The 23,401-nt window shown below is 69.9% G+C and carries 17 protein-coding genes; 10 read left to right on the top strand and 7 right to left on the bottom strand.

All coding sequences use genetic code 11. The features are described from left to right. Positions 1-57: 57 nt before the first annotated feature. From BO996_RS27245 to BO996_RS27235, 3 genes are all read right to left on the bottom strand, one after another. A complete protein-coding gene (locus BO996_RS27245; RefSeq protein WP_071956850.1) occupies positions 58-1,113 on the bottom strand; it encodes a threonine aldolase family protein in 1,056 nt (351 codons plus the stop codon). Beyond that, a complete protein-coding gene (locus tag BO996_RS27240; RefSeq protein WP_071956849.1) occupies positions 1,114-2,139 on the bottom strand; it encodes a tripartite tricarboxylate transporter substrate binding protein in 1,026 nt (341 codons plus the stop codon). 82 nt (positions 2,140-2,221) lie between these two features. Beyond that, positions 2,222-3,388 (bottom strand): ABC transporter substrate-binding protein, encoded by a 1,167-nt coding sequence (locus tag BO996_RS27235; RefSeq protein ID WP_043825611.1) that lies wholly within the window; start codon positions 3,386-3,388, stop codon positions 2,222-2,224. Positions 3,389-3,791: 403 nt separating this feature from the next. Between BO996_RS27235 and BO996_RS27230 the strand changes: the two genes are divergently transcribed. The 6 genes from BO996_RS27230 to BO996_RS27205 are packed head-to-tail and all read left to right on the top strand — an operon-like array spanning position 3,792 to position 10,356. Further along, positions 3,792-4,541, top strand: coding sequence for a DUF969 domain-containing protein (locus BO996_RS27230; protein WP_012207528.1), 750 nt, complete (start codon positions 3,792-3,794; stop codon positions 4,539-4,541). A 1-nt stretch (position 4,542) separates the two neighbouring features. Next, positions 4,543-5,496 carry a DUF979 domain-containing protein gene (locus BO996_RS27225; protein ID WP_043825613.1) on the top strand — a complete coding sequence of 318 codons (954 nt, stop codon included), beginning with the start codon at positions 4,543-4,545 and terminating at the stop codon, positions 5,494-5,496. Between the two features lie 16 nt (positions 5,497-5,512). Next, complete coding sequence (pcp, locus tag BO996_RS27220) at positions 5,513-6,181, top strand: pyroglutamyl-peptidase I (RefSeq protein ID WP_013800620.1); 669 nt, start codon at positions 5,513-5,515, stop codon at positions 6,179-6,181. A gap of 34 nt (positions 6,182-6,215) precedes the next feature. Further along, positions 6,216-6,974 (top strand): LamB/YcsF family protein, encoded by a 759-nt coding sequence (locus BO996_RS27215; protein ID WP_012207525.1) that lies wholly within the window; start codon positions 6,216-6,218, stop codon positions 6,972-6,974. 9 nt (positions 6,975-6,983) lie between these two features. Then, on the top strand, positions 6,984-8,579 hold the full coding sequence (locus BO996_RS27210; RefSeq protein WP_071956848.1) for an urea amidolyase family protein: 1,596 nt from the start codon (positions 6,984-6,986) through the stop codon (positions 8,577-8,579). 49 nt (positions 8,580-8,628) lie between these two features. Further along, positions 8,629-10,356, top strand: coding sequence for an acetyl/propionyl/methylcrotonyl-CoA carboxylase subunit alpha (locus BO996_RS27205; RefSeq protein WP_071956847.1), 1,728 nt, complete (start codon positions 8,629-8,631; stop codon positions 10,354-10,356). 775 nt (positions 10,357-11,131) lie between these two features. On the opposite strand, the gene BO996_RS27200 is transcribed toward BO996_RS27205, so the two are convergent. Then, complete coding sequence (locus BO996_RS27200) at positions 11,132-13,042, bottom strand: bifunctional metallophosphatase/5'-nucleotidase (RefSeq protein ID WP_071956846.1); 1,911 nt, start codon at positions 13,040-13,042, stop codon at positions 11,132-11,134. 148 nt (positions 13,043-13,190) lie between these two features. Between BO996_RS27200 and BO996_RS27195 the strand changes: the two genes are divergently transcribed. Beyond that, complete coding sequence (locus BO996_RS27195) at positions 13,191-15,710, top strand: heavy metal translocating P-type ATPase (protein ID WP_071956845.1); 2,520 nt, start codon at positions 13,191-13,193, stop codon at positions 15,708-15,710. Between the two features lie 13 nt (positions 15,711-15,723). Here BO996_RS27195 and BO996_RS27190 read toward each other — a convergent pair whose 3' ends face one another. The 3 genes from BO996_RS27190 to BO996_RS29515 form a co-directional block, all read right to left on the bottom strand. After that, a complete protein-coding gene (locus BO996_RS27190; RefSeq protein ID WP_012207520.1) occupies positions 15,724-16,428 on the bottom strand; it encodes a riboflavin synthase in 705 nt (234 codons plus the stop codon). 100 nt (positions 16,429-16,528) lie between these two features. Beyond that, entirely contained in the window at positions 16,529-17,404 is an 876-nt protein-coding gene (locus BO996_RS27185; RefSeq protein ID WP_026062924.1) for a hypothetical protein, read from the bottom strand. Between the two features lie 155 nt (positions 17,405-17,559). Continuing rightward, entirely contained in the window at positions 17,560-17,709 is a 150-nt protein-coding gene (locus BO996_RS29515; RefSeq protein WP_013800628.1) for a hypothetical protein, read from the bottom strand. 196 nt (positions 17,710-17,905) lie between these two features. Here BO996_RS29515 and BO996_RS27180 point away from each other — a divergent pair, with 196 nt between their 5' ends. From BO996_RS27180 to BO996_RS27170, 3 genes are read left to right on the top strand one after another with little or no spacing between them, the layout of a single operon-like run. Next, positions 17,906-18,589 (top strand): DUF2760 domain-containing protein, encoded by a 684-nt coding sequence (locus BO996_RS27180; protein WP_043782922.1) that lies wholly within the window; start codon positions 17,906-17,908, stop codon positions 18,587-18,589. A gap of 2 nt (positions 18,590-18,591) precedes the next feature. Continuing rightward, positions 18,592-20,457, top strand: coding sequence for an Hsp70 family protein (locus tag BO996_RS27175; RefSeq protein ID WP_071956844.1), 1,866 nt, complete (start codon positions 18,592-18,594; stop codon positions 20,455-20,457). 59 nt (positions 20,458-20,516) lie between these two features. Continuing rightward, positions 20,517-23,372, top strand: a complete 2,856-nt coding sequence (locus tag BO996_RS27170) for an Hsp70 family protein (protein ID WP_071956843.1) — start codon at positions 20,517-20,519, stop codon at positions 23,370-23,372. The last annotated feature ends 29 nt before the right edge of the window (positions 23,373-23,401 follow it).

Below are 23,401 nucleotides of genomic sequence, written 5' to 3'. Positions count from 1 at the left end.
CAAGGGTCGATGGGCAGTGTAGCCAGGGCCGGCACTCCTGCCGGCCTCGCGTGGTGCTCAGTTGTCGTGATGCAGCCGCGTGAAGGCCTGCAGGGTGCTGTCCACGGCCTCGTCGTCAATGTGGCGGTGCGTGACCAGACGCAGCAGGCCCGCGCTGCCCGTGCGCACCAGCACGCCGGCTTCGGCCAGGCGTGCCTCCCAAAGGCGCGCCTCGGCCGCGCTGTTGCCCACGCGCACCTGCACGATGTTGGTCTGCGGCAGTTCGGCCGCGCACCATGCCGGGTGGATGGCGCGCAGGCCCTGGTGCAGGCGGCGGGCGCGTGCGTGGTCCTCGGCCAGGCGATCGACCATGTGCTCCAGCGCCACCAGGCCCGCCGCCGCGATCACGCCGGCCTGGCGCATGGTGCCGCCCAGCATGCGCCGTATGCCGCGCGCCCGCGTGATGAAGTCGGCCGGGCCCATGAGCACCGAGCCCACCGGAGCCGACAGGCCCTTGGACAGGCAGACGGTGACCGAGTCCGTGTGCGCGGCGATCTCGCGGCAGGACAGGCCCAGTGCCACGGCGGCATTGAACAGGCGCGCGCCATCGGTATGCACGGGCACGCCATGGCGGGCGGCCAGGGCATGCAGGGCTGCCAGCGACTCAGGCGCCGCCACGGTGCCGCCCCGTGCGTTGTGGGTGTTCTCCACGGCCACGAGGGCGCTGGGGCAGCGCGCGGATGCCGAGGTGTCCAGCGCCGCCTCCAGCGCGGGCAGGGCGATCAGGCCGCCGTCGCCGGGCAGGCTGCGGTAGTGCATGCCGGTCAGGCCCGCGGCTGCGCGCTCGGCGTTCAGCAGATGGCTGCCGGCCTCGGCCAGCACCTCGCCGGGCATGCGGCCATGGGCGAGCACGGCCACGAGGTTGCCCATGGTGCCGCTGGCCACGAACAGGCCTGCGGCCTTGCCAAAGCGCTGGGCGGCCGTCTCTTCCAGCGCACGCACCGTCGGGTCGCCGTCCAGGCCGTCGTCGCCCAGCGGGGCGCAGGCCATGGCTTCGAGCATCTGCGGCGTGGGGCGCGTGACGGTGTCGCTGCGCAGGTCAACGGCGTCGTGGTGATGGTGCAGGGAGGGCATTCAGTCCGCCTTGATGTTGCGTTCCTTGATGACGCGGGCCCAGCGTGCGGCGTCGGTCTCCATCTGGGCGCCGAACTCCGCTGGAGTGCGGGGCGTCAGTTCCAGCCCCAGGGATTGCAGCTTGGCCTGGAGTGCGGGCGTGGCCATGGCGCGGGCCACGGCATCGTGCAGCGCGGTCTGTATGCCGGGGGGCAACCGGGCAGGCGCCAGCAGGCCGAACCAGTGCAGCACGGTGAGGCCGCGCACGCCGCTTTCGGCCATCGTGGGCACCTGGGGCAGGGCCGGCGAGCGCTGGGCACCCGTGGTGGCCAGGGCGCGCAGCGCGCCGCTTTTGATATGGGGTATCACGGTGGGGGCCGAGGAGAACATGCTCTCGGTATGGCCGGCCACCACGTCGGCGACGGCCTGGCCCGAGCCCTTGTAGGGAATGTGGGTGATGAAGGTGTCCGTCTGCTGCTTGAACAGCTCGCCTGCCAGATGCGTGGCCGTGCCCGTGCCGCCCGAGGCGAAGTTGATCTGGCCGGGCCGTGCCCGGGCCATCGCAATGTATTCCTTCACGCTTTGCGCCTTGAGCTTGGGGTTGACGGCCAGCACCAGCGGCGAGGAGCCGATCAGGGCCACGGGCGTGAAGTCCTTGAGCGCGTCGTACGGTGTCTTGTAGAGACTGGGCGTGATGGTGTGCGGCATGTCGGCCAGGAGCAGCGTGTAGCCGTCGGGCGCGGCGCGTGCCACCAGCTCGGCGCCCAGCATGGCCGAGGCGCCGGGCTTGTTGTCCACGACCACGGGCTGGCCCAGTTCGCGCGACAGCTCCGTGCCCAGCGCGCGGGCGATGTTGTCCGAGCCGCCTCCGGCCGTGTAGGGCACGACGATGCGCACGGGCTGTGCGGGCCATTTCTGCGCCAGGGCAAGACCGGGCAGGGCAGCCGCTGCCAGGATGAGCAGGCGGCGCTGCAGGCCCCGGTGCGAAGCGGGATGTGCAGCAGGGTGCAAGGCGGGGTGCGGAAGTGGGTGACGTTCGGCAGGCATGGCGAAGGCTCCTTGGTGCAGCGACAGGAAGAAACGATGGGCCGATCCGCCAGCGGCCTGGCCCGCAAGCCACCCGCCTTCATCAACCGATGAAGCGCCCCGCATTGCCCAGCACGCCCAGGTCGATGAAGCTGGAGCCGACATGGGGCGTCTGGCCGCTGTAGTCGATGACGAAGCCGCCCATGTCCCAGTTGCGGATGCCGGCCAGCGCCGAGCGCAGCTTGGCCTGGCTGGGGTCGCGGCCTGCGCGTTCCAGGCCCTCGGCCAGCACGCGTGTGTTCACATAGGCTTCCAGCGTGCCCAGCGAGAACTCCTGCTGCCCGTGGGCGCGCATGGCGGCCTGGTAGTCGCGCACCACCTGCAGCTTGGCCTGGTGCGGCGCGGGAACGACCATGGTCAGGGCAATGCCCCGGGCGTCCTCGCCCAGCGGCTTGAGGCTGTCATTGGGCAGGGTCACGCTCAGGCCGGTGAGCAGCACGCCGGGCGCGCTCTTGCGCAGGCCGCGCACCAGATCGACCGACACCGTGCCAGCCGTGGCCAGCAGCACGGCCGAGGGGTGGGCCGCATCCACTTTGTTCAACACATCGGCCAGATTCTTGCCATCGGTGGCGATGGCCGCCTGCACGGCGGGGGCCATCTTCTCGGCCTCCAGGGCGCGCGTGGCGTCCTCCAGCATTTCGCGGCCGTAGGCGTTGTCCAGGTAGACGATGCCAATGCCCTTGAGCCCCATGCCCGCAAGGCGCTGGACCAGGCGGCGGACCTCGGTGGTGTAGCTGGCGCGCACATGGAAGACGTTGCGCGATCCCTTGCGCAGCGACGAGGCGCCCGTGAAGGGTGCCACATAGGGAACGCCGGCTTCCTCGATCAGCGGGATGACGGCGGCGTTGTTGGGCGTGCCCACGCAGGACAGCAGGGCAAAGGCCGTGCCCTTGGAGAGCATCTGCCGCACGTTGTCGGCCGAGCGCTGGGGCACGTAGCCGTCGTCAACCATCTGCAGCTGCAGCGTGCGGCCCTGGATGCCGCCACGTGCGTTGATCTGCGCCATGGCCGCTTCCGTGCCCAGCTTGATGTCGGAGCCGAACCCGGCCAGCGGGCCGCTCATGGCGGCCGAGCAGCCGATGGTGATGGTCTTGGCGGACAGGCCTGCCTCATCGGCGAAGGCATTGCGCACGAAGGCCGGCGCCAGCGCGGGAACCGCTGCGATGGCTGCAGCACGGGGAAGCAGGGAAACAAGTTGACGGCGTTGCATGGATTCAGAGCTCGGACAAAAGGGATGGGAGCAGGAAGGTGCCATTCACGCCGACTGCCACGCGTGCGCCGCAGGCCGGGAGGGCGGCCCATTGTAGGAGGCGGCCTCGTCACAGGCGATACCGGGGCAGGGGCATTGTTGTGTTCATGCCTTCTATGGATGTTCAATATCCGATAGTTTTTGGCATTTGGAAACCCCGTGCGTGCTCAATCCTTGGGCAACGATATGCGGGTTTGTACTATCAGCATGCGCTGATTGTCTTATTCACAATTCGTTTCTGTAAGACAAATTCTTTGTTTTGTTGAACAAAACCAGGTTGGCAGCGCACTCCACGCCACCGGGTTGGGCCTGCGGGGTGGCTTGACGGCCGCACCGCACCGCGGGGTGTGAAGGGGGAATCAACATGCTGACTGACGTCAATCTCTGGCCGCTTATCGGAGTGGCCATCATCGTTGCGGGCTTCGTGCTGCGCTTCAATCCCATGCTGGTCGTGATCGTCACGGCCATCGGCACGGCACTGGCGGCGGGCTTCCCCGTCGACAAGGTGCTGGCCACCATTGGCACGGGCTTCATCAAGACGCGCAACCTGCCGCTGATCATCCTGCTGCCGCTGGCCGTGATCGGCCTGCTGGAGCGCCATGGCCTGCGCCAGCACGCGCAGAACTGGATCAGCTCCATCAAGTCGGCCACCGCAGGCCGTCTGCTCATCGTCTACCTGGCCGCACGCCAGCTGACGGCCGCCGTGGGCCTGACCAGCCTGGGCGGGCATCCGCAGATGGTGCGCCCGCTGCTGGCGCCCATGGCCGAAGGTGCGACCCAGTCGCGCTTCGGCATCCTGCCCGCCAAGGTGCGCGACAAGCTGCGCGCCTACTCGGCCGCCACGGACAACGTGGGCCTGTTCTTCGGCGAGGACATCTTCGTGGCCTTCGGCGCCATCGTGCTGATGACCACCTTCCTGAAGGAAGCCGGCATCGAGGTCGAGCCCATCCACGTCGCGCTGTGGGGCATTCCCACGGCCATCTGCGCCTTCGTGATCCATGCCTGGCGCCTGCGCCGCCTGGACCGCATGCTGGAGCGCGAACTGGCCCAGTACAAGGCCGGTGTCGAAGCCGACGCAGCCAACGCCAACGCCACCCAAGCCAAGGGAGCCTGAAATGACGCTGACCATCCAACACCTGTACTACCTGGTCGGCTTCGTCCTGGCCGTCACGGCCGTGATGACGCTGCGCGATGCCAGCAACCCCAAGCGCTGGTCCAGCGGCCTGTTCTGGGCGCTGTATGCAGCCGTCTTCCTGGTGGGCAATGAACTGCCGCCCGTGGTCGTGGGCGTGATCGCCGTGGCCATGGCCCTGATCGCCGGCTTCGGCGGCGTGGGCAGCGGCCGCCATGCGCCGCGCAGCGATGCCGAGTACCTGGCCAGCGCCAAGCGCCTGGGCAACAAGCTGTTCGCACCGGCCCTGGCGATTCCGCTGATCACCATGGTGGGCACGCTCAGCGCCTCGCACCTGGTCTTCGGCGGCACGCCCCTGCTGGACCCCAAGGCCACCACGCTGGTGAGCCTGGGCGTGGGCTGCGTGCTGGCGCTGGGCCTGGCCTGCTGGCTGACCCGCGAGACGCCGGCCCAGGGCATGCGCGAATCGCGCCGCCTGACCGATGCGCTGGGCTGGGCTCTGGTCCTGCCCCAGATGCTGGGCATGCTGGGCCTGGTGTTCTCGGACGCCGGCGTGGGCAAGGCCGTGGCCTATGTGACCACCACCTATATCAACATGGACATCCGCTTCGTGGCCGTGGCCGTCTACGTGCTGGGCATGGCGCTGTTCACGGTGGTGATGGGCAACGGCTTTGCCGCCTTCCCCGTGATGACGGGCGGCGTGGGCGTGCCCATCCTGGTCGGCGTCTACCATGGCGACCCGGCCGTGATGGCGGCCATCGGCATGCTCTCGGGCTACTGCGGCACCCTGCTGACGCCCATGGCGGCCAACTTCAACCTGGTGCCCGCCGCGCTGCTGGAGATCGACAAGAATGCCGTGATCCGAGCCCAGGTGCCCACGGCCCTGGCCCTGCTGACCGCCAATGTCTTCCTGCTGTACTTCCTGATGTTCCGTTAAAGGACGGACTGTTGCCATGACCGATTCCACTTCCCCGCGCATCCTGGTGACCGGCTTCGAGCCGTTCGAGCAGGACCCTGTCAATCCCTCGTGGGAAGTGGCGCGTGCCCTGCATGGCGAGACCGTGGCCGGCGCCACCGTCCACGGCCTGCAGCTGCGCTGCGTGTTCGGCGAGTCGCTGCGCCAGCTGCAGGAGGCGCTGGCGCAACTGCAGCCGGTGCTGGTCATCAGCCTGGGCCTGGCCGGCGGCCGCAGCGAGTTCACGCCCGAGCGCGTGGCCATCAATATCGACGACGCCCGCATTCCAGACCATGCGGCGCGCCAGCCCGTGGACCAGGTGGTGATCCCGGGCGCGCCCGCCGCGTACTTTTCCACGCTGCCCATCAAGGCCGTGGTCCACAACCTGCGCGCGCGCGGCATTCCGTCTTCCGTGTCCAACACGGCGGGCACCTTTGTCTGCAACCACGTGTTTTTCGCGCTCATGCACTGGCTGGCCCAAGGCAAGGCGGCGCCGGGCGCGCGTGGCGGCTTCATCCACGTGCCGGCCCTGCCCGAGCAGGCAGCGCGCAAGCCGGGCATGCCCAGCATGTGCCTGGCCGACCAGGTGGCTGCCGTGCGCGAGACCATTCGCACGGCCCTGACCGTGACCCAGGATCTGAAGGAAAACGCCGGCCAGCTGCACTGAGAGCCTGTGCACCGAGTCCGGCGAGGAGAGAACGATGAAAATTGACCTGAACAGTGATCTTGGCGAGAGCCTGGGCGGATGGCGCATGGGCGACGACGCCGCCATGCTCGACATCGTCAGCAGCGCCAACGTGGCCTGCGGATTCCATGCCGGCGACCCGGCAGGCATCCTGGAGACGCTCAAGGCCGCCCGCGAGCGCGGCGCCATGGTGGGCGCCCATGTGTCCTATCCCGACCTCGTCGGCTTCGGCCGGCGCAACATGGATGTGGCCAGCGCCGACCTGGTGGCCGGCGTCATCTACCAGATCGGTGCGCTGCAGGGCCTGGCCCGCGTGGCCGGCACCGAGGTGCGCTACGTCAAGCCGCACGGCGCGCTATACAACACCATCGCCCACGACAGGCGCCAGGCCACCGACGTGATCACGGCCATGCGCGCCATCGACCCCAGCCTGGTGCTGGTGGCGCTGGCCGGCTCGCCCCTGATCGACTGGGCGCGCGATGCGGGCCTGACCGTGGTGGCCGAGGCCTTTGCCGACCGCGGCTACACGCCCGAGGGCACCCTGGTCTCGCGCCGCGATCCGGGCGCCGTGCTGCACGATGTGGACCAGATCGCCGCGCGCATGCTGTCCCTGGTGCGCGACGGCGTGGTCGAGGCCGTCGATGGCAGCCTGGTGCGCATTGCCGCCGACTCCATCTGCGTGCACGGCGACAGCCCCGGTGCCGTGGCCATTGCACGCCACCTGCGCGAACGTTTCGAGCAGGAGGGCGTGCGCATTTCCTCCTTCGTGGGCTGAGGGCACACCATGCGTTTTCTACCCGTCAACCGGCAGGCCCTGATGGTGGAGCTGGCCGATCTCGATGAAACCCTGGCCCTGCTGGGCTCGCTGCAGCGCGAGCCCATCGATGGCGTGCAGGAGCTGGTGCCGGCCGCGCGCACCGTGCTCGTGCAGTTCGCTCCCGCCAGGCTGGGCGTGGCCGAGCTGGTGCGCCGCATTGCCGCGCGCGACCTGGGCCAGCGGGCCGAGCGCAGCAATGTGCTGGTCGAGATTCCCGTGCACTACGACGGCGAGGACCTGGCCGATGTGGCGCAGCTGCTGGGCATCACGCCCGAGGAAGTCGTGCGCCGCCACACGGGCAGCGAGTACGCCGTGGCCTTCACGGGCTTCGCGCCCGGCTTTGCCTACCTCAGCGGGGGCGATCCGATCTTCAACGTGCCGCGCCGCACCACGCCGCGCACGCGCGTGCCGGCCGGCTCGGTGGCGCTGGGCGGCACGTTCAGCGCCGTCTATCCCCAGGCCAGCCCGGGCGGCTGGCAACTGATAGGCCGCACCTCGGCCCGCATGTGGGACCTGGCGCGCGAGCTGCCTGCGCTGCTGCAGCCCGGCTACCGCGTGCGCTTTGTCGATGCGGCCGGCATGGCCCAGGTGGATGAGGCGCCCGCGCCCGCCGTGGCGCAGGCCGCGCCGCATGAAGGCAACGCGCTGCGCGTGAAGGCGACGGGCCTCATGACGCTGTTCCAGGACCGGGGCCGCCTGGGCCAGGCCGGGCAGGGCGTCTCGGCCTCGGGCGCCATGGACCAGGCAGCCTTCAAGGCCGCCAACCGCCTGGTCGGCAATGCCAGCGACTTGGCCGTGCTGGAGACCGTGGGCGGTGGCCTGTCGCTGCAAAGCCAGGGCGAGACCGTGGTCGCCATCACGGGCGCCGATGCGCCCCTGACCGTGACCACCGGGTCCGGCCAGCGCTGGAGCGTGCCGCGCTACCAGGCCGTGGCCCTGGCCGATGGTGACCAGTTGACCGTGGGCCAGCCCGTGGCCGGCGCGCGCTGCTATGTGGCCGTGCGCGGCGGCTTTGCCGTCACGCCCGTGCTGGGCAGCGCCTGCACCGACACCCTGGCGAATGTCGGCCCTGCCGCCCTGGCCGTGGGCCAGGTCCTGCCCGTGCGGCCTGCAGACCGCAAGGCCGTGGCCGCCCCCGAGCTGCCGCCCGAATCCCTGCCCACCACCGGGCAGGACGTGGTGCTGGACGTGGAGCTGGGCCCGCGCACCGACTGGTTCACGCCCGAGGCCGTGGCCCTGCTGGCCGCGCAGCGCTGGCAGGTCACGCCGCAGTCCAACCGCGTGGGCCTGCGCGTGGCGGGCGAGCAGCCCCTGGAGCGCGCCGTGGCCGGCGAGCTGCCCAGCGAAGGCACGCCGCTGGGCGCCATCCAGGTGCCCCCCAGCGGCCAGCCCGTGCTGTTCCTGGCCGACCATCCGCTGACGGGCGGCTATCCCGTCATCGGCTGCGTGGCGCCGCACCACCTGGATCTGGCCGGCCAGATTCCCGTGGGCGCCTGGATCCGCTTCAACCCCATCCGCGCCTTCGAGGAATACAGCCCCGGCGCGCAAGGCTCCAAGAACTGAACGCGGGGAGCGCCCGGTGGCGCCTGCCCGCAACTGAAAGAAGCTGATCATGAAAAAAGTCCTGATTGCCAACCGTGGCGAGATCGCCGTCCGCATCGCCCGCGCCTGCGCCGACTACGGCGTGAAATCCGTGGCCGTCTACGCCGATGCCGACATCGACGCCCTGCACGTGCGCATGGCCGACGAGGCCTATGGCCTGGACGGCGAGCGCCCGGCCGACACCTACCTGAACATCGCCAAGCTCATCGCCATCGCGCACAAGAGCGGCGCCGACGCCGTGCACCCCGGCTACGGCTTCCTGTCCGAAAGCGAAGCCTTTGCGCGCGCCGTGCTGGATGCGGGCCTGCGCTGGATCGGCCCCACGCCCGAGACCATCGCCAAGCTGGGCGACAAGGTCGAGGCGCGCAAGATCGCCCTGCAGGTGGGCGCTCCCCTGGTGGCCGGCACGCCCGACCCCGTCAAGGATGCCGGCGAAGTGCTGGCCTTTGCCCAGCAGCACGGCCTGCCCATCATCATCAAGGCCGCCTTCGGCGGCGGCGGGCGCGGCATGAAGATCGCGTGGCGCATGGACGAGGTGGAGGAGCTCTTTCACTCGGCCGTGCGCGAGGCCGTCACCGCCTTCGGCCGCGGCGAATGCTTTGTCGAGCAATTCCTGGACCGCCCCCGCCACATCGAGGCCCAGGTGCTGGCCGACACCCACGGCAACGTGGTCGTGCTGGGCACGCGCGACTGCTCGCTGCAGCGGCGCAACCAGAAGCTGGTGGAAGAGGCCCCGGCGCCCTTCCTCAGCGACGATCAGCGCGCCCGCATCCACAGCTCCGCACGCGACATCTGCGCGGCGGCCGGCTACGTCAGCGCGGGCACGGTGGAATTCCTGCTGAGCCAGACAGGTGCCATCTCCTTCCTCGAAGTCAACACGCGCCTGCAGGTCGAGCACCCTGTGACCGAGCAAACCACGGGCGTGGACCTGGTGATCGAGCAACTGCGCGTGGCCGACGGCCTGCCGCTGTCCATCACCGAAACCCCGGCGCCGCTGGGCCACTCCATCGAATTCCGCATCAACGCCGAAGACGTGGGCCGGGGCTTCCTGCCCACGCCAGGCCCCGTGGTGCGGTTCGACCCGCCCTCGGGCCCCGGCGTGCGCCTGGACACGGGCGTGCAGACCGGCTCGGTCGTGCCCGGCAGCTTCGACTCGCTGATGGCCAAGCTCATCGTCAGCGGCGCCACGCGCGAACAGGCCCTGGCCCGCGCACGCCGCGCGCTGGCCGAGTTCCGCATCGAAGGCCTGTCCTCCGTCCTGCCCTTCCACCGCGCCGTCATCGGCCATGCCGACTTCGTGGGCAACGACGGCTTCAAGGTCCACACGCGCTGGATCGAATCCGACTTCGCCGAACCCCTGGCCGCCGCCGTGCGCGCCGAGCCGCTGCCCGACGCCAGCCTGGTGCGCTGCGCGGTCGAGATCGACGGGCGCCGGGTGTCGCTGGGCCTGCCTGCGGTGCTGCTGCAGGGGCTGGCATCGGCTGGCGGCGGTGTGGCTGCCGCGCCGGCTGCCGAATCTGCAGTTGACCCCGCTGCCGTCACCTCACCCATTGCAGGCAATCTGCATGCGTGGAAGGTGGCGGATGGCGATACCGTCAAGGAGGGCGATGTGATTGCCGTCATGGAGGCCATGAAGATGGAGATGCAGGTGACTGCGCATCGCAGTGGGGTGGTGGCGTTGGTGGCTGAGGCGGGGAAGGCGCAGGTGTTGGGGGCTGTGATTGCTCGGATTGGCTGATTTCTGTTTGACCTGTTTTTGATTCTGTTGTGCCTTTTGCGGCAGAGGCCGGGTCTCGCCCCGGCAGGCGACCCACTTTCTTATCGCGCGATAAGAAAGTGGGCAAAGAAGCGCGCCCCGCACTGCCCACGACCCTTCGCTTCGCTGCGGGCGACCTGCGTTGGGCGGGATGCGGGGTGTGCCGCAGAACTCGCTTTGCGCTTCGCGCGCCGCTCAAACAACTGCGGCAAGTCAGATGACGAAGCAAGCCTGTCCTTCGGCAGGCTTGCCACCCCGCATCCCGCCCAACGCAGGCGTGGGCAGAAGGGGGGAGGCTGGGGGCAACAGCCAACAGCCAACAGCCAACAGCAAAATGCCAAAGGCCAGAAATGCAAACAGCCGACGCGCCACCGCTGCGCTCGGCTGTTTTCTCATAGAGGCCGAGCGAAGCGACGGCCCGGGCAAACTCCCCGTATGTCAGCGCCTGCGGCGTGGTGGTTGCGGGGTTGCAGTCCTGCCGAAGGACAGGACTGCTTCGTCAACTGACTCGCTGCGGTTGTCTGAGCGGAGTTCACGCAGGGAACGCAGCGAGTTCCGCAGCGAACCCCGCAACCGCCACGACGCAGGTTGCCCCGCAGCGAAGCGAAGGGGTCGCGGACATCCGGGTCGCCTTTTCTTGGCCTACGTTCTTTTGGCGAAGCAAAAGAAGGTAGGTCGGCCGCCGGGCCGAGACCCGGCCTCGAAAAACAACCCCCCGGCAGGGATCAAAACAGATCCCTGAACCCATCAGGAAGACTCAGCGCCCACCCTGAAAACTACGCGTGCTGTACAGATCCATCGGCAGCCGCGACAGCAGCGGCAGACCAGACACCGCATCCACCGGCTGCCTCTCGATGTAGTTGAAGAACACATCGGAATCGAGCACGCCAATGTCCAGACGGCGCGCATCAGGCACGGCCGCCAGCGTCTTGTAGCCATCGCCACCCGTGGCATTGAAGCTCAGCACGAACAGCTTGTACGTGCGCGCCGTATCCAGCGGCTTCCACGTCTTGCTCGCGTTGTCATACACCTCGATGCCCGACACGCGCTGGCCGGCCGCCGCTGCCGCATTCACGTCAAAGCGCAGGCCGCCCGTGTAGGGGTAGGGGCCGGTCGTGCCGCTGGGGCCGTAGACGGCCTGCAGGCCGTCCTCAAGCATGCCCTTGACTTCCGTGCCGGTGATGTCCAGGCGGAACAGCTTGTTGCCGAAGGGCAGGACCTGGATGACCTGGGCGGCCGTGGTCTGGCCCAGCAGCGGGATGCGCACGCCGCCGCCGCTTTGCAGGGTGATGTCGGCGCCGCCGTAGTGGCGGTTGGCTTCTTCCAGGTAGGCCTGGGCCACGAGCTGCTGGATGTCGCCGCCGCGCACGCTGACGCTGCCTTCGGCATTGCATGCGGCGCTGGACTGGCTGTAGTTCATGGTGCCGACGCCGCCGGGCACGCGGCGCGAGCACAGTTCCTGGGGCACGGTGGCGACCTGCTTGAGGTTGAACTGGGCGACCTTGTCCTTGAAGGGCTGCAGCGCGGCGGTGGCCTTGGCCGAGGGCGTGGTCACGCGCAGCACGCCGGTGGCGGCGGCACTGGCCTTGAGCGCGGTCTTTTGCGCATCGGTGGCGGCCTTGCCGGCGATGGTGAAGCTGTCGCCGATCAGCACATGGGGCGTGCCCGTGCACTGGGTGACGCGGCCGTCGGCGTCGAACTGGACCTTGAGGTCGCCGACGACCTGGGCGTACTCCCAGGCCTGGACCACGCAGACGGGGCTGCCGTCCTTGTCGGCCAGGCGCGTGGGGTAGGCGCCGCCGGGCGTGCCTACGCCCGTGGTGTTGAGCACGTCGGGGCCGAGCAGGGTGTGCGAGTCGCCGCCCACGACCACGTCCACGCCGCTGAGCTTGGGCACGATCTGGCGGTCGTACTCATAGCCCACGTGGCTCATGACGATGATCTTGTTGATGCCCTTGGCGCGCAGCGCGTCGATTTCGCGCTGGGCCGCCGTGGCCTCGTCCTCGAAGGTGGTGTCGGCATCGGGGCTGGACGATGCCTTGGTCTTGCCCGCAATGGTCAGGCCGACGATGCCGATCTTCTGGCCGCCGCGCTCCACCACGGTGGAGGGGTTCACATAGCCGGGCGCCTTGGCCGCGCTCAGGGCCGAGTTGGCGCCAAAGCGCACGTTGGCGCTGAGCACGGGCGTCTTGCATGTGCCTGTGCGCAGGCGGTCCAGGAAGGACTTGAGGCCGCTGTCGCCCTTGTCGAACTCGTGGTTGCCCAGCGTGAAGGCGTCAAAGCAGACGGTGTTCATGAGGGCGGCATCGGCCTCGCCGTCGGCGCCTGCGCGGTTGAAGTACAGCGTGCCGGTGAGCGCGTCGCCAGCGTGCAGCTTGAGCACGTTGGGCGACTGCGCGGCCAGCTCCTCGATGGCCTGGGTCACGCGCGCAAAGCCTGCGGCGTCCACGGCCACGGCTTCGGCCTTGCCCGTGCCGGCGTCCAGCTGCAGGGTCTTGCTCTTGGACTCCAGCGTGGAGTGGTGATCGTTGATGTGCAGAATGCGCAGCTCCAGCGGCTGGCCTGCGGGCGTGTCGTTGCCGGAGCCGCCGCAACCGGCGATCAGGGCGGAGGCAGCCAGGGCCACGGCCAGCGGGCGCAGGGCGGGGCGATGGGAGGTCAAGGACATGAACGGGTTCTCTCTGTATCGGTTTGTCACGGCCGCCGATGCTGGGCAAGGCTGATGACACGGCGATGAAATCGCCTTGCAGGGGGCTTGACCTTGACATGGTGGCAATCTCTAAAGTGCCTGCATGCGAGAACAAAGGAGTCAGGCAATGAATGCATCGACCAAGGCCGGCATGGCCATAGACCTGCCCGTTCAGGGCATGACCTGCGCCTCCTGCGTGGGGCGTGTGGAACGCGCGCTCAAGAAGCTGCCCGGCGTGCAGGAGGCCGTGGTCAACCTGGCCACCGAAAAGGCCAGCATCCGCTTCGAGGGCGCGGCCGATCTGCCGGCCGCCATTGCAGCCATCGAGAAGGCCGGCTACGAAGTGCCCCAGTCTAGCGTGGAGTTGGAGGTGGAGGGCATGACCTGCGCCTCCTGCGTGGGCCGCGTGGAGCGGGCGCTGAAAAAGGTGGAGGGCGTGCAATCGGCCAGCGTGAACCTGGCCACCGAACGTGCAGTGGTGACGCTGGCTGGCAGTGCAGATGTGGCGGCCCTTGTGGCAGCTGTGCACAAGGCCGGGTACGAAGCGCGGCCGCTGGGCGCCAGCGCGAACCCGGCCAGTGAAGGCGGCGCTGCGCAGTCGCCGGCCGAAGACGGCACGGAGCAACGCCAGGCGCGCGAGCGGGCCTCGCTCAAGCGCTCGCTGATCGTGGCCACGGTGTTCGCGCTGCCGGTGTTCGTGCTGGAGATGGGCGGCCACATGGTGCCGGCCTTCCACCACTGGGTGGGGCAGGCCATCGGCACGCAGAACAGCTGGTACCTGCAGTGCCTGCTGTCGGCCATCGTGCTGTTCGGGCCGGGCCTGCGCTTTTTCCAGAAAGGCATTCCCGCGCTGCTGCGCGGCGCGCCCGACATGAATTCGCTGGTGGCCGTGGGCACCTCGGCGGCCTTTGCCTATTCGCTGGTGGCCACCTTCGTGCCGCAGTGGCTGCCGGCCGGCACGGTGAATGTGTACTACGAGGCGGCGGCCGTGATCGTGGCGCTGATCCTGCTGGGCCGCTTCATGGAGGCGCGCGCCAAGGGCAATACCTCGGAGGCCATCCGCCGCCTGGTGCGACTGCAGGCCAAGACGGCGCGCGTGCGCAAGGACGGCGCCGTGCAAGAAGTGGACATCGCCGCCGTGCGTGCGGGCGACACCATCGAGGTGCGGCCCGGCGAGCGCATTCCTGTCGATGGCGAGGTCATCGAGGGCAGCAGCTTCGTCGATGAATCCATGATCAGCGGCGAGCCCGTGCCGGTCGAGAAAACCCCGGGTGCCGAACTGGTCGGCGGCACGGTGAACCAGAACGGCGCTCTGGCCTTTCGCGCCACCAAGGTGGGCGCGGACACGCTGCTGGCGCAGATCATCCGCATGGTCGAGCAGGCCCAGGGCTCCAAGCTGCCCATACAGGCGCTGGTGGACCAGGTCACCATGTGGTTCGTGCCGGCCGTGATGGCCGTGGCCCTGCTGACCTTCGGCGCCTGGCTGGCCTGGGGGCCGTCGCCCGCACTGAGCTTTGCGCTGGTCAATGCCGTGGCCGTGCTCATCATCGCCTGCCCCTGTGCCATGGGCCTGGCCACGCCCACTTCCATCATGGTGGGCACGGGCCGGGCCGCGCAGATGGGCGTGCTGCTGCGCAAGGGAGAGGCCCTGCAGACCTTGAAAGACGCCCGCGTGGTGGCCGTGGACAAGACCGGCACGCTGACGCGAGGCCGCCCCGAACTGACCGACCTGGTGCTGGCCCCGGGCTTCGAGGGCGAGCGCAGCCGCGTGCTGGCGCTGGTGGCGGCCGTGGAAGACCGCTCCGAGCACCCGATTGCACGCGCCATCGTGGATGCTGCCAAGGCCGAGGATCTGCCGCTGGGTGCTGTTGATCGCTTTGAATCGGTGACAGGCTTTGGCGTGCGCGCCCAGGTGGACGGCGTGCGCGTGGAGATCGGTGCCGACCGCTTCATGCGCGAATTGGGCCTGCAGGTGGACACGCTGGCAGACGAGGCCGCGCGCCTGGGCGACGAAGGCAAGACGCCGCTGTATGCCGCCGTGGACGGACGCCTGGCCGCCATGATCGCCGTGGCCGATCCCATCAAGGACAGCACGCCGGCCGCCATTGCCGCCCTGCACGCCCTGGGCCTGAAGGTGGCCATGATCACCGGCGACAACCGCCGCACGGCCGAGGCCATCGCCCGCCAGCTGGGCATTGACGAGGTGGTGGCCGAGGTGCTGCCCGGCGGCAAGGTCGATGCCGTCAAGCGCCTGAAGGCCGAGCACGGCACGCTGGCCTATGTGGGCGACGGCATCAACGACGCGCCGGCCCTGGCCGAGGCCGATGTGGGCCTGGCCATCGGCACGGGCACGGACATCGCCATCGAGGCGGCCGACGTGGTGCTGATGTCGGGCGACCTGGGCGGCGTACCCAATGCGATTGCGCTGTCCAAGGCCACCATGGCCAACATCCGGCAGAACCTGTTCTGGGCCTTTGCCTACAACGTGGCCCTGATCCCCGTGGCCGCTGGCCTGCTGTACCCCGTCAACGGCACGCTGCTGTCGCCCGTGTTCGCGGCCGGGGCCATGGCGCTGTCCAGCGTCTTCGTGCTCAGCAACGCGCTGCGCCTGCGGCGTTTCAATCCGCCGCTGGCGGCAGGGCGCTGAACGACGAAGGGCGTCAGCCGGGCAGCTTGGGGACGTCTATGAAGTCGTCCAGGCTCAGGCCCTTTTCTTTCAGCAGGGCCTCGAGCACGGGCTGCAGGCGGCCCAGGCTTTGCTGCACGGTCTCGCGCACCGTGTCCACCACGACCTGGGTGCTGCGGTCGATCTCCACATTGAGCAGGTCGCCCACGCCCTTGGACTCGAACACGGTCATGCGGCGCGTCTCGGGGATCAGCCAGACCTCGAACCAGCCGGCCTGGCGGTCCACCTCGGACACCGTGAGGCTGGCGCCGTTGATGGCGATGTAGCCCTTGGCGAACACGTAGTGGCGAAAGCCCTCGGGAATGCCGAAGCGGATGCGGTGGTTGGTGTCGCTGGAGGCCACTTCCAGCACGGGCGAGGTGAAATCCACATGGCCCGACAGCGGGTGGCCGCCGATCTCGGCGCCGTCCTTTGCCGCGCGTTCCACATTGACGCGCCCGCCCACGGCATAGCCGCCCAGCGTGGTGATGTTCAGGCTTTGCAGCATCACATCGAACGTGGCGCGCGTGGGCGAGAGGATCTCCGTCACCGTCAGGCACACGCCGTCGGTGGAGACGCTGGCGCCGATGGCCAGGTCCTGGCAGAAGCCTTCGGGAAAGTCGAGGGTGAAGGTGCGCAGGCCGTTCTGGTCGCGCAGCGCGGCAATGCTTGCCACGGCCTGGATGATGCCGGTGAACACGATGTGGGATTCCTTGGAGCCGCCCGGGCGGCGGCGAAGCGGGTATTTTGCATCGCGGCGCTGCGCTGCGGGGGCGCAGGCCGGCGTGTCCCTGCGGGCATCAGGCCGGTGCCGCTGCCTCTTCCCACCAGCCGCTGAGCAGGGCTGGGGGCCGCTGCGCCGCATGCACCCAGGCACAGGACGGCCAGGCATCCTGCTGCACGTTCATGCCCGCATAGATGCCATAGCCGGGGCCGGCCGCGATCTCGCCTTCGGCATGCAGGGTCTCGCCCGCGCGGATGCTGCAGGCCGCACGGATGTCGCCCAGCGCACGCATGCCCCAGTCCACCTCGATATGGCTGCCGCCTTCCACGTCGGCGCCAGCGTACAGGCCATGGCCCAGCTCGATCAGGCCGCTGGCGCGGATGCTGCCGCCCGCGCGCAGGCCCTTGCCGCAGCGGATGGCGCCCTGCACCTCGATGTCCTGGCCGGCCTGTGCCCCTCCGCCCAGGCGCAGGTCGGCGCCGCAGCGCAGCTCCCAGCCGGCGCGCACGTCTTCGGCGCGCAGTTCCTCGTGCACGTCCACGCTCCAGGCGGCCTTGACCAGGCCGCCGGCCTGCAGCGGGCCGCTGCAAAAGATGGCGCCGCCGCTGTGCAGGTCCTGGCCGGCCTCGATGCGGCCGGCGTGGATGCCGGCGCCGGCCTGCAGCGTGCGGCCCACGGCCAGCAGGCCGGGTACGCGCAGCTCGCCATGCACGACGACGCTGCCCGAGAACACCAGGGCATCGGCCTCCAGGTGATCGACCTCCAGCACGGCGTCGGTGGGTCCGAACTGGTTCATGAGCCAGCGCGCGTCCTCGACGCGGCCATCGCCCACCAGGGCGTCGAGCACGCGCTGGTAGTCGTTGCCGTCATGGCGGTTGCGCACGAACCAGCGAAAGCCCGCCGCGCAAGGGCTTTTGGCACGCAGAAAGTTTTGGGAGAGTTCCATGTCCATCATCGGCTCCGGGGTCAAGGCGGCTGCGCCATGCGGCGGCGCGGCCGAAAAGGCGTGCAGGCCAGGGAGATGCGGGGCGTGGGCCGGCAGCTCCTGGCATGCGCTTCGCATGCGGGATTCGCTGCGGGGGCCGTGCGGGAAGCTGGGGGTGGACCTCAGGCTTTCCGCACGGCGGCGGAAAGCAGGGCCGTGAAGCCGCACAGGCTGATGAAGGCCGTGGGCACGCCGTGCACGCGCTGCGGCCGCTGCGCGCGCAAGGCGGTGCAGCGGGTCGGGGCGTGGCGGAAAAGGCGTGTATGGGCCATGGACAGGGGCAGGAGCAGCCGCGATTATGCCGCGAGGCCATTTGCGCACGGGGGCATGGGGCCGTGTACAGGACGGGGCTTCGTTGCTTTGGGTAACATCACGGACCCTGCGGGCGCCCGGTGGAGGACCATCGGCGCCCGGTTGCCCTGCTGCGCGGCGATCGGCCCGGCAGGGTCCTCTCGCCAAGAGAAGCCCATGAATTCCAAGACTCCCCCCTCGTTCCTGAGCCGCATCGCCATCGCGATCGGCAGTTTCTTCGCCATCCTCGGCAACGGCCGCCTGGCCGCCGATGTGTCCCGCCTGCGCGACGGCGAGCCGCTGGCCGCCGACGTGCCGCCGCCCGCACCCAAGGAGGTGCGCGTGGAGGTGCCCGTGGACCGGATCGTCGAGGTCCGTGTCGAGGTGCCTGTCGAAAAGGTGGTCGAGAAAGTGGTTGAAAAGCGTGTCGAGGTGCCGGTCGAGAAGATCGTCGAAAAGACCATCGTGGAGCCGGCCGCACCCGCTGGCACCGCCGCCCTGCAGCTGCTGGGCCTGCTGCAGCGCGAGGCGCGCTTTGTGGACTTCGTGCAGGAAGACGTGGCCGGCTATGCCGACGCCGAGATCGGCGCCGCAGCGCGCGTGGTGCACGAAGGCTGCCGCAAGGTGCTGCGCGAGCATTTCAGCATCGCCCCCGTGCGTGCCGAGGCCGAAGGCAGCCGCGTCACGCTGGCCGCAGGCTTTGATGCCGCCGCCGTGCGCCTGACGGGCAACGTGGTCGGCCAGGCACCCTTCACGGGCACGCTGGGCCACCGCGGCTGGCGCGTGGACGATGTCCGCCTGCCCCAGCTCACCGATCACAAGGCTGCCGCCATCGTGGCCCAGGCCGAGGTGGAGCTGTGAGCATGGACCAGTCCCGTCAATCCTCCCAGGCGCGCTACAGCATCGGCATCGACCTGGGCACCACGCATTGCGCGCTCTCCTATGTGGACCGCCAGGCCAGCGATGGCGAGAAGGTGGAGCAGGGCGTGCTGGACATTCCCCAGCTCACCGGCCCCTCCAGCGTGGAGGCGCGCCCGCTGCTGCCGTCCTTCCTTTACCTGCCGCATGAAAGCGAGCTGACTGCGGCCGACATGGCCCTGCCCTGGGGCGCCAGCCAGGACTTCGTGGTGGGCGAGTTCGCGCGATCGCGCGGCGCGGCCACGCCGATCCGGCTGGTCTCCAGCGCCAAGAGCTGGCTGTGCCATCCGGGCGTGGACCGCCGCTCGCCCCTGCTGCCGGCCGATGCGCCCGAGGAGGTGCACCGCGTCTCGCCCCTGACCGCCTCCATCCGCTACCTGTCGCACCTGCGCTGGGCCTGGGAGCAGGCCCATCCCGAGGCACCGTTCGACGCCCAGGACGTGACGGTGACCATTCCCGCCTCGTTCGACCCGGCCGCGCGCGAGCTGACGGCCGAGGCCTGCCGCGCGGCGGGCTTCCAGAAGCTCACGCTGCTGGAGGAACCCCAGGCTGCGCTGTACAGCTGGATCCAGGCCAGCGGCGGCCAGTGGCGCAAGCAGGTGCAAAGCGGCGAGATCATCCTCGTCGTGGACGTGGGCGGCGGCACCACCGACCTGTCGCTGATCGCCGTGCTGGAAAAGGACGGCGGCCTGGAGCTGCAACGCGTGGCCGTGGGCGAGCACATCCTGCTGGGCGGCGACAACATGGACCTGGCCCTGGCCTACGGCGTGGCGCGCAAGCTGGCCCAGGAGGGCAAGCAGCTCGACGCCTGGCAGACCCGCGCCCTGGCCCATGGCTGCCGCCAGGCCAAGGAGCAACTGCTGGCCGACGCCTCGCTGCAGTCCGTGCCCGTGGTCGTGCCCAGCCGGGGCAGCAAGCTCATCGGCGGCAGCATCCGCACCGAGGTCACGCGTGACGAAGTGCTGCAGATGCTGGTGGAAGGCTTCTTCCCGCGCGCCGCCGTCTCCGACAAGCCCCAGACCCGCGCGCGCGCCGCGCTGACCCAGCTGGGCCTGCCCTATGCGCAGGACGCGGCCGTCACGCGCCACCTGGCGGCCTTCCTCTCGCGCCAGGCCGGCGCCACCGAGCAGATCGAAGGCCTCAAGGGCACGCAGCCCGAGGGCGCATCCTTCCTGCATCCCTCGGCCATCCTGTTCAACGGCGGCGTGCTCAAGGCGCCGCAGATCGAGCAGCGCATCCTGGAAGTCGTCAACGGCTGGCTGGCCGGCGAGGGCGCGCAACCCGCGCGCCTGCTGGATGGCGCCAACCTGGACCTGGCCGTGGCGCGCGGCGCCGCCTACTTCGGCCATGTGGCGGCTGCGGGCCGTGGCGTGCGCATCCGTGGCGGCACGGCGCAGAGCTATTACGTGGGCGTGGAAAGCAACATGCCCGCCATCCCCGGCATGGAGCCGCCCATCTCGGCCCTGTGCCTGGCGCCCTTCGGCATGGAAGAGGGCACCGAGGTGGCGCTGGACACCCAGGAATTCGGCCTGGTCGTGGGCGAGCCCGTGCGCCTGCGCTTCTTCGGTTCCTCCGTGCGCCGCGCCGACCAGGTCGGCACCGTGCTGGACTTCTGGGGACCCGAGGAACTGGTCGAGCTGCAGGAAATCGAGGCCCACCTGCCCGCCGAAGGCCGTGCGCCCGGCGAGATCGTGCCCGTCACCCTGCATGCACGCGTGACCGACATCGGTACGCTGGAGCTCAACGCCGTGCCCGTGGGTGGCGAAGAACGCTGGAAGGTGGAGTTCGACGTGCGGGCCGATGTAGCGTAGCCCGCCCCGGCGGCAGGCCCGGTCCGGGCCGCGCACCGTGCCATGTATTGACTGCCGATATGCCTGATACCGCCGCCTCCGAATCTTCCGCCCCCGCTCCCGCGTCCGGTGCAGCCCACATCGTGGGCATCGACCTTGGCACCAGCCACACCGTGGTGGCGCATGTGCCCGTGGGCGGCACGGCGGCCGACATCGCCTTGCTGCCTGTGGCGCAGCGCGTCTCGGCCAGCGAGGTCGCCGCCCAGGTGCTGCTGCCTTCTGCGCGCTACCAGGCGGCGCCCGGCGAACTTGGCGATGCCTGGGAGCAGCCCTGGCCGGCGCTGGGCGCGGATGCGCAGGCGCCCGCCGTCAATGGCCGCTGGGCGCGTGACCTGGGCGCGGCCGTGCCGTCGCGCCTGGTGGCCAGCGCTAAGAGCTGGCTGTCGCATGCGGGCGTGGACCGCACGGCGGCCATCCTGCCCTGGGGCGCGCCCGAAGAGGTGGCCCGGCTGTCGCCGCTGCAGGCCTCCTCCAGCTACCTGGACCATGTCCGGCATGCCTGGGACCGCACGCACCCCGGCGCGCCGCTGCGGGACCAGCTGGTCGTGCTGACCGTGCCGGCCTCGTTCGACGAAGGCGCGCGCGCACTGACGCTGGAGGCCGCTCAGCTGGCCGGCCTGCCTGCGGTGCAATTGCTGGAGGAACCCAAGGCCGCCTTCCACGACTGGCTGGTGCTGCAGGGCGAGCATCTGGCGGCCGAGCTGGCGCACTGCCGCCTGGTGCTGGTGGTGGATGTGGGCGGCGGCACCACCGACCTGACCCTGATCCGCGTGCAGCCCGGTGAAGCTGGAGGCCTGCCCGTGCTGACACGCACTGCCGTGGGCGAGCACCTGATGCTGGGCGGCGACAACATGGACCTGGCGCTGGCCCATCGGCTGGAGCCGCAGTTCGCCCCGCCCGGCGAGCGCCTGCCCGCCGCACGCTTCGCCCAACTGGTGCAGCGCTGCCGCACGGCCAAGGAACAGTTGCTGGCCGACGATGCGCCCGAGTCCGTGGCCGTGACCCTGCTGGGCGGCGGATCGAAGCTGCTGGCGCAGACGCGCACGGCCACGCTGCGCCGCGACGAAGTGCGCGAGGCCGTGGTCGAAGGCTTCATGCCGCTGGCCGGCCTGCAGGATCTGCCCACCCGGCGCCAGGGCGCTTTGCGCGGCCTGGGACTCCCATATCCTGCCGATGCGGCGATCACGCGGCACCTGGCGCAGTTCCTCGCGCAGCACGCGGCTGGGGAGTTGCCCGATGCGGTCCTGCTCAATGGCGGCGTCTTCCACGCCCATGCACTGGCCCAGCGGCTGGTGGCGCAACTGCAGGCCTGGCGCGGCCAGCCGCTGCGCCTGCTGCACAACCCGCATCCCGACTGGGCCGTGGCACGCGGCGCAGCGGCGCATGGCCTGGCCATGCATGTCCAGAGCCGTCCGTCTGAGGATCTGCCGGAATCGGAAGATGCCCGGACGGTGCCAGCCCCGGTACCGCGCATCGGCGGTGGCTCGCCGCGCAGCTACTGGCTGGTCCTGCCCGAGAAGGCGGGTGCCGCACCACAGGGCATCTGCCTGCTGCCGCGCGGCACGGAAGAGGGCGTGCGCATCGTGCTCTCCGGCCGGCGCTTTGCGCTGCGCCTGGGCCAGGCCGTGCGCTTTTCCCTGGTGGCCAACAGCCTGGCGGCCGCGCCTGCGCAGGCCGGACGCATCGCGGCGCTCGACGGCGAGGGCTGGGTCGAGCTGCCCGCCCTGTCCACCGTGCTGCCTGCGCCCGAGGGCCGGGACAAGGCCCAGGTCGAGGTGCAACTGCAGGCCTGCATGACCGAGGTCGGCACGCTGGAGGTGCGTTGCGTGGCCGTCGACGATGCGCAGCGCCAGTGGCTGCTGCCGTTCAGCGTGCGCGGTGCGCTGGCCGCAGATGCGCAGGACACCGGCGATCGTTCTGCCCGGCAGGGCCGGCTGGCCGACGCCGTGGCCCTGATCGAGCGCATCTTCGGCAGCCAGGCGCAGGAGGTGACGGCCAAGGAGGTCCGCCAGCTGCGCCAGTCGCTGGAGCGACGGCTGGGCCCGCGCGAGGACTGGGACCTGCCGCTGCTGCGCGCACTGTTCGACGCCTTGCTGGCCCGCGCCAGGCGCCGCCGCCGCACGGCCGAGCACGAGCGCGTCTGGCTGAACTTGGCCGGCTGGTGCCTGCGCCCCGGTGTGGGCGCCGAGCTGGACGGCTGGCGCATGCAGCAGGTCTGGCAACTGCATGGCCAGGGCCTGGGCCATGGCGGCGAGGCGGCCAACCGCACCGAATGGTGGGTGTTCTGGCGCCGCGTGGCCGCGGGCCTGGATGAGGCCCGGCAGATGGAGCTGCTGGAAGAGGTTGCCGGCCACATGCAAAAGGCCGTGCAGCAGTCCACGCAGCGCAGCCAGGGGAAATCCGCCCATGGCAGCTACGACGACATGCTGCGCCTGTTCGCCGCCATGGAGGCCGTGCCCTGGCAGTACCGCCAGGAAATGGGCCAGTGGATGCTGCAGCGGCTGAAGCACCCTGGTGAATCCGTGCAGACCTGGTGGGCCATAGGCCGGCTGGCCGCGCGCATGCCGCTGGCCGCCAACGCCCACCGCGTCATGCCGCCCGAGGCCGCGCAGGAGTTCCTGGACGCCACCCTGGCCCAGGACTGGCGCCGCAATGAAACCGCCATGTTCGCCGCCGTGCAGATGGCCCGCATGACGGGCGACCGTGCGCTGGACCTGTCCGATGCCCAGCGCTCCCTGGTGCTGGAGCGGTTGCGCGGCGCCGGTGCGCCGCAGCGCTGGATCGACCTGGTGGAACAGGTCCAGCAGATGGACGCCCAGGATGCGAAGCGCAGCTTTGGGGATAGCCTGCCGCCGGGGCTGGTGCTGGTGGGGTGAGGGCTGTTGTCCCAAGAAGAAGGCCCCGC

Origin of the sequence: Delftia sp. HK171, from assembly GCF_001886655.1 — a bacterium.
In the GTDB taxonomy this organism is placed as follows: Bacteria; Pseudomonadota; Gammaproteobacteria; order Burkholderiales; family Burkholderiaceae_C; genus Comamonas; species Comamonas acidovorans.
Note: the sequence above shows the minus strand (reverse complement) of the source record. Positions and strands in the feature narration are given on the sequence as shown.

Bases quoted from the DNA above. Each gene is read 5' to 3' on its own strand.
- BO996_RS27185 (WP_026062924.1), bottom strand. From the start codon at position 17,404: ATGGACATGGAACTCTCCCAAAACTTTCTGCGTGCCAAAAGCCCTTGC.
- BO996_RS27170 (WP_071956843.1), top strand. From the start codon at position 20,517: ATGCCTGATACCGCCGCCTCCGAATCTTCCGCCCCCGCTCCCGCGTCC.
- BO996_RS27225 (WP_043825613.1), top strand. From the start codon at position 4,543: ATGACGCTGACCATCCAACACCTGTACTACCTGGTCGGCTTCGTCCTG.
- BO996_RS27205 (WP_071956847.1), top strand. From the start codon at position 8,629: ATGAAAAAAGTCCTGATTGCCAACCGTGGCGAGATCGCCGTCCGCATC.
- BO996_RS27235 (WP_043825611.1), bottom strand. From the start codon at position 3,388: ATGCAACGCCGTCAACTTGTTTCCCTGCTTCCCCGTGCTGCAGCCATC.
- BO996_RS27200 (WP_071956846.1), bottom strand. From the start codon at position 13,042: ATGTCCTTGACCTCCCATCGCCCCGCCCTGCGCCCGCTGGCCGTGGCC.
- BO996_RS27195 (WP_071956845.1), top strand. From the start codon at position 13,191: ATGAATGCATCGACCAAGGCCGGCATGGCCATAGACCTGCCCGTTCAG.
- BO996_RS27215 (WP_012207525.1), top strand. From the start codon at position 6,216: ATGAAAATTGACCTGAACAGTGATCTTGGCGAGAGCCTGGGCGGATGG.
- BO996_RS27180 (WP_043782922.1), top strand. From the start codon at position 17,906: ATGAATTCCAAGACTCCCCCCTCGTTCCTGAGCCGCATCGCCATCGCG.
- pcp (WP_013800620.1), top strand. From the start codon at position 5,513: ATGACCGATTCCACTTCCCCGCGCATCCTGGTGACCGGCTTCGAGCCG.
- BO996_RS27210 (WP_071956848.1), top strand. From the start codon at position 6,984: ATGCGTTTTCTACCCGTCAACCGGCAGGCCCTGATGGTGGAGCTGGCC.
- BO996_RS27230 (WP_012207528.1), top strand. From the start codon at position 3,792: ATGCTGACTGACGTCAATCTCTGGCCGCTTATCGGAGTGGCCATCATC.
- BO996_RS29515 (WP_013800628.1), bottom strand. From the start codon at position 17,709: ATGGCCCATACACGCCTTTTCCGCCACGCCCCGACCCGCTGCACCGCC.
- BO996_RS27245 (WP_071956850.1), bottom strand. From the start codon at position 1,113: ATGCCCTCCCTGCACCATCACCACGACGCCGTTGACCTGCGCAGCGAC.
- BO996_RS27175 (WP_071956844.1), top strand. From the start codon at position 18,592: ATGGACCAGTCCCGTCAATCCTCCCAGGCGCGCTACAGCATCGGCATC.
- BO996_RS27240 (WP_071956849.1), bottom strand. From the start codon at position 2,139: ATGCCTGCCGAACGTCACCCACTTCCGCACCCCGCCTTGCACCCTGCT.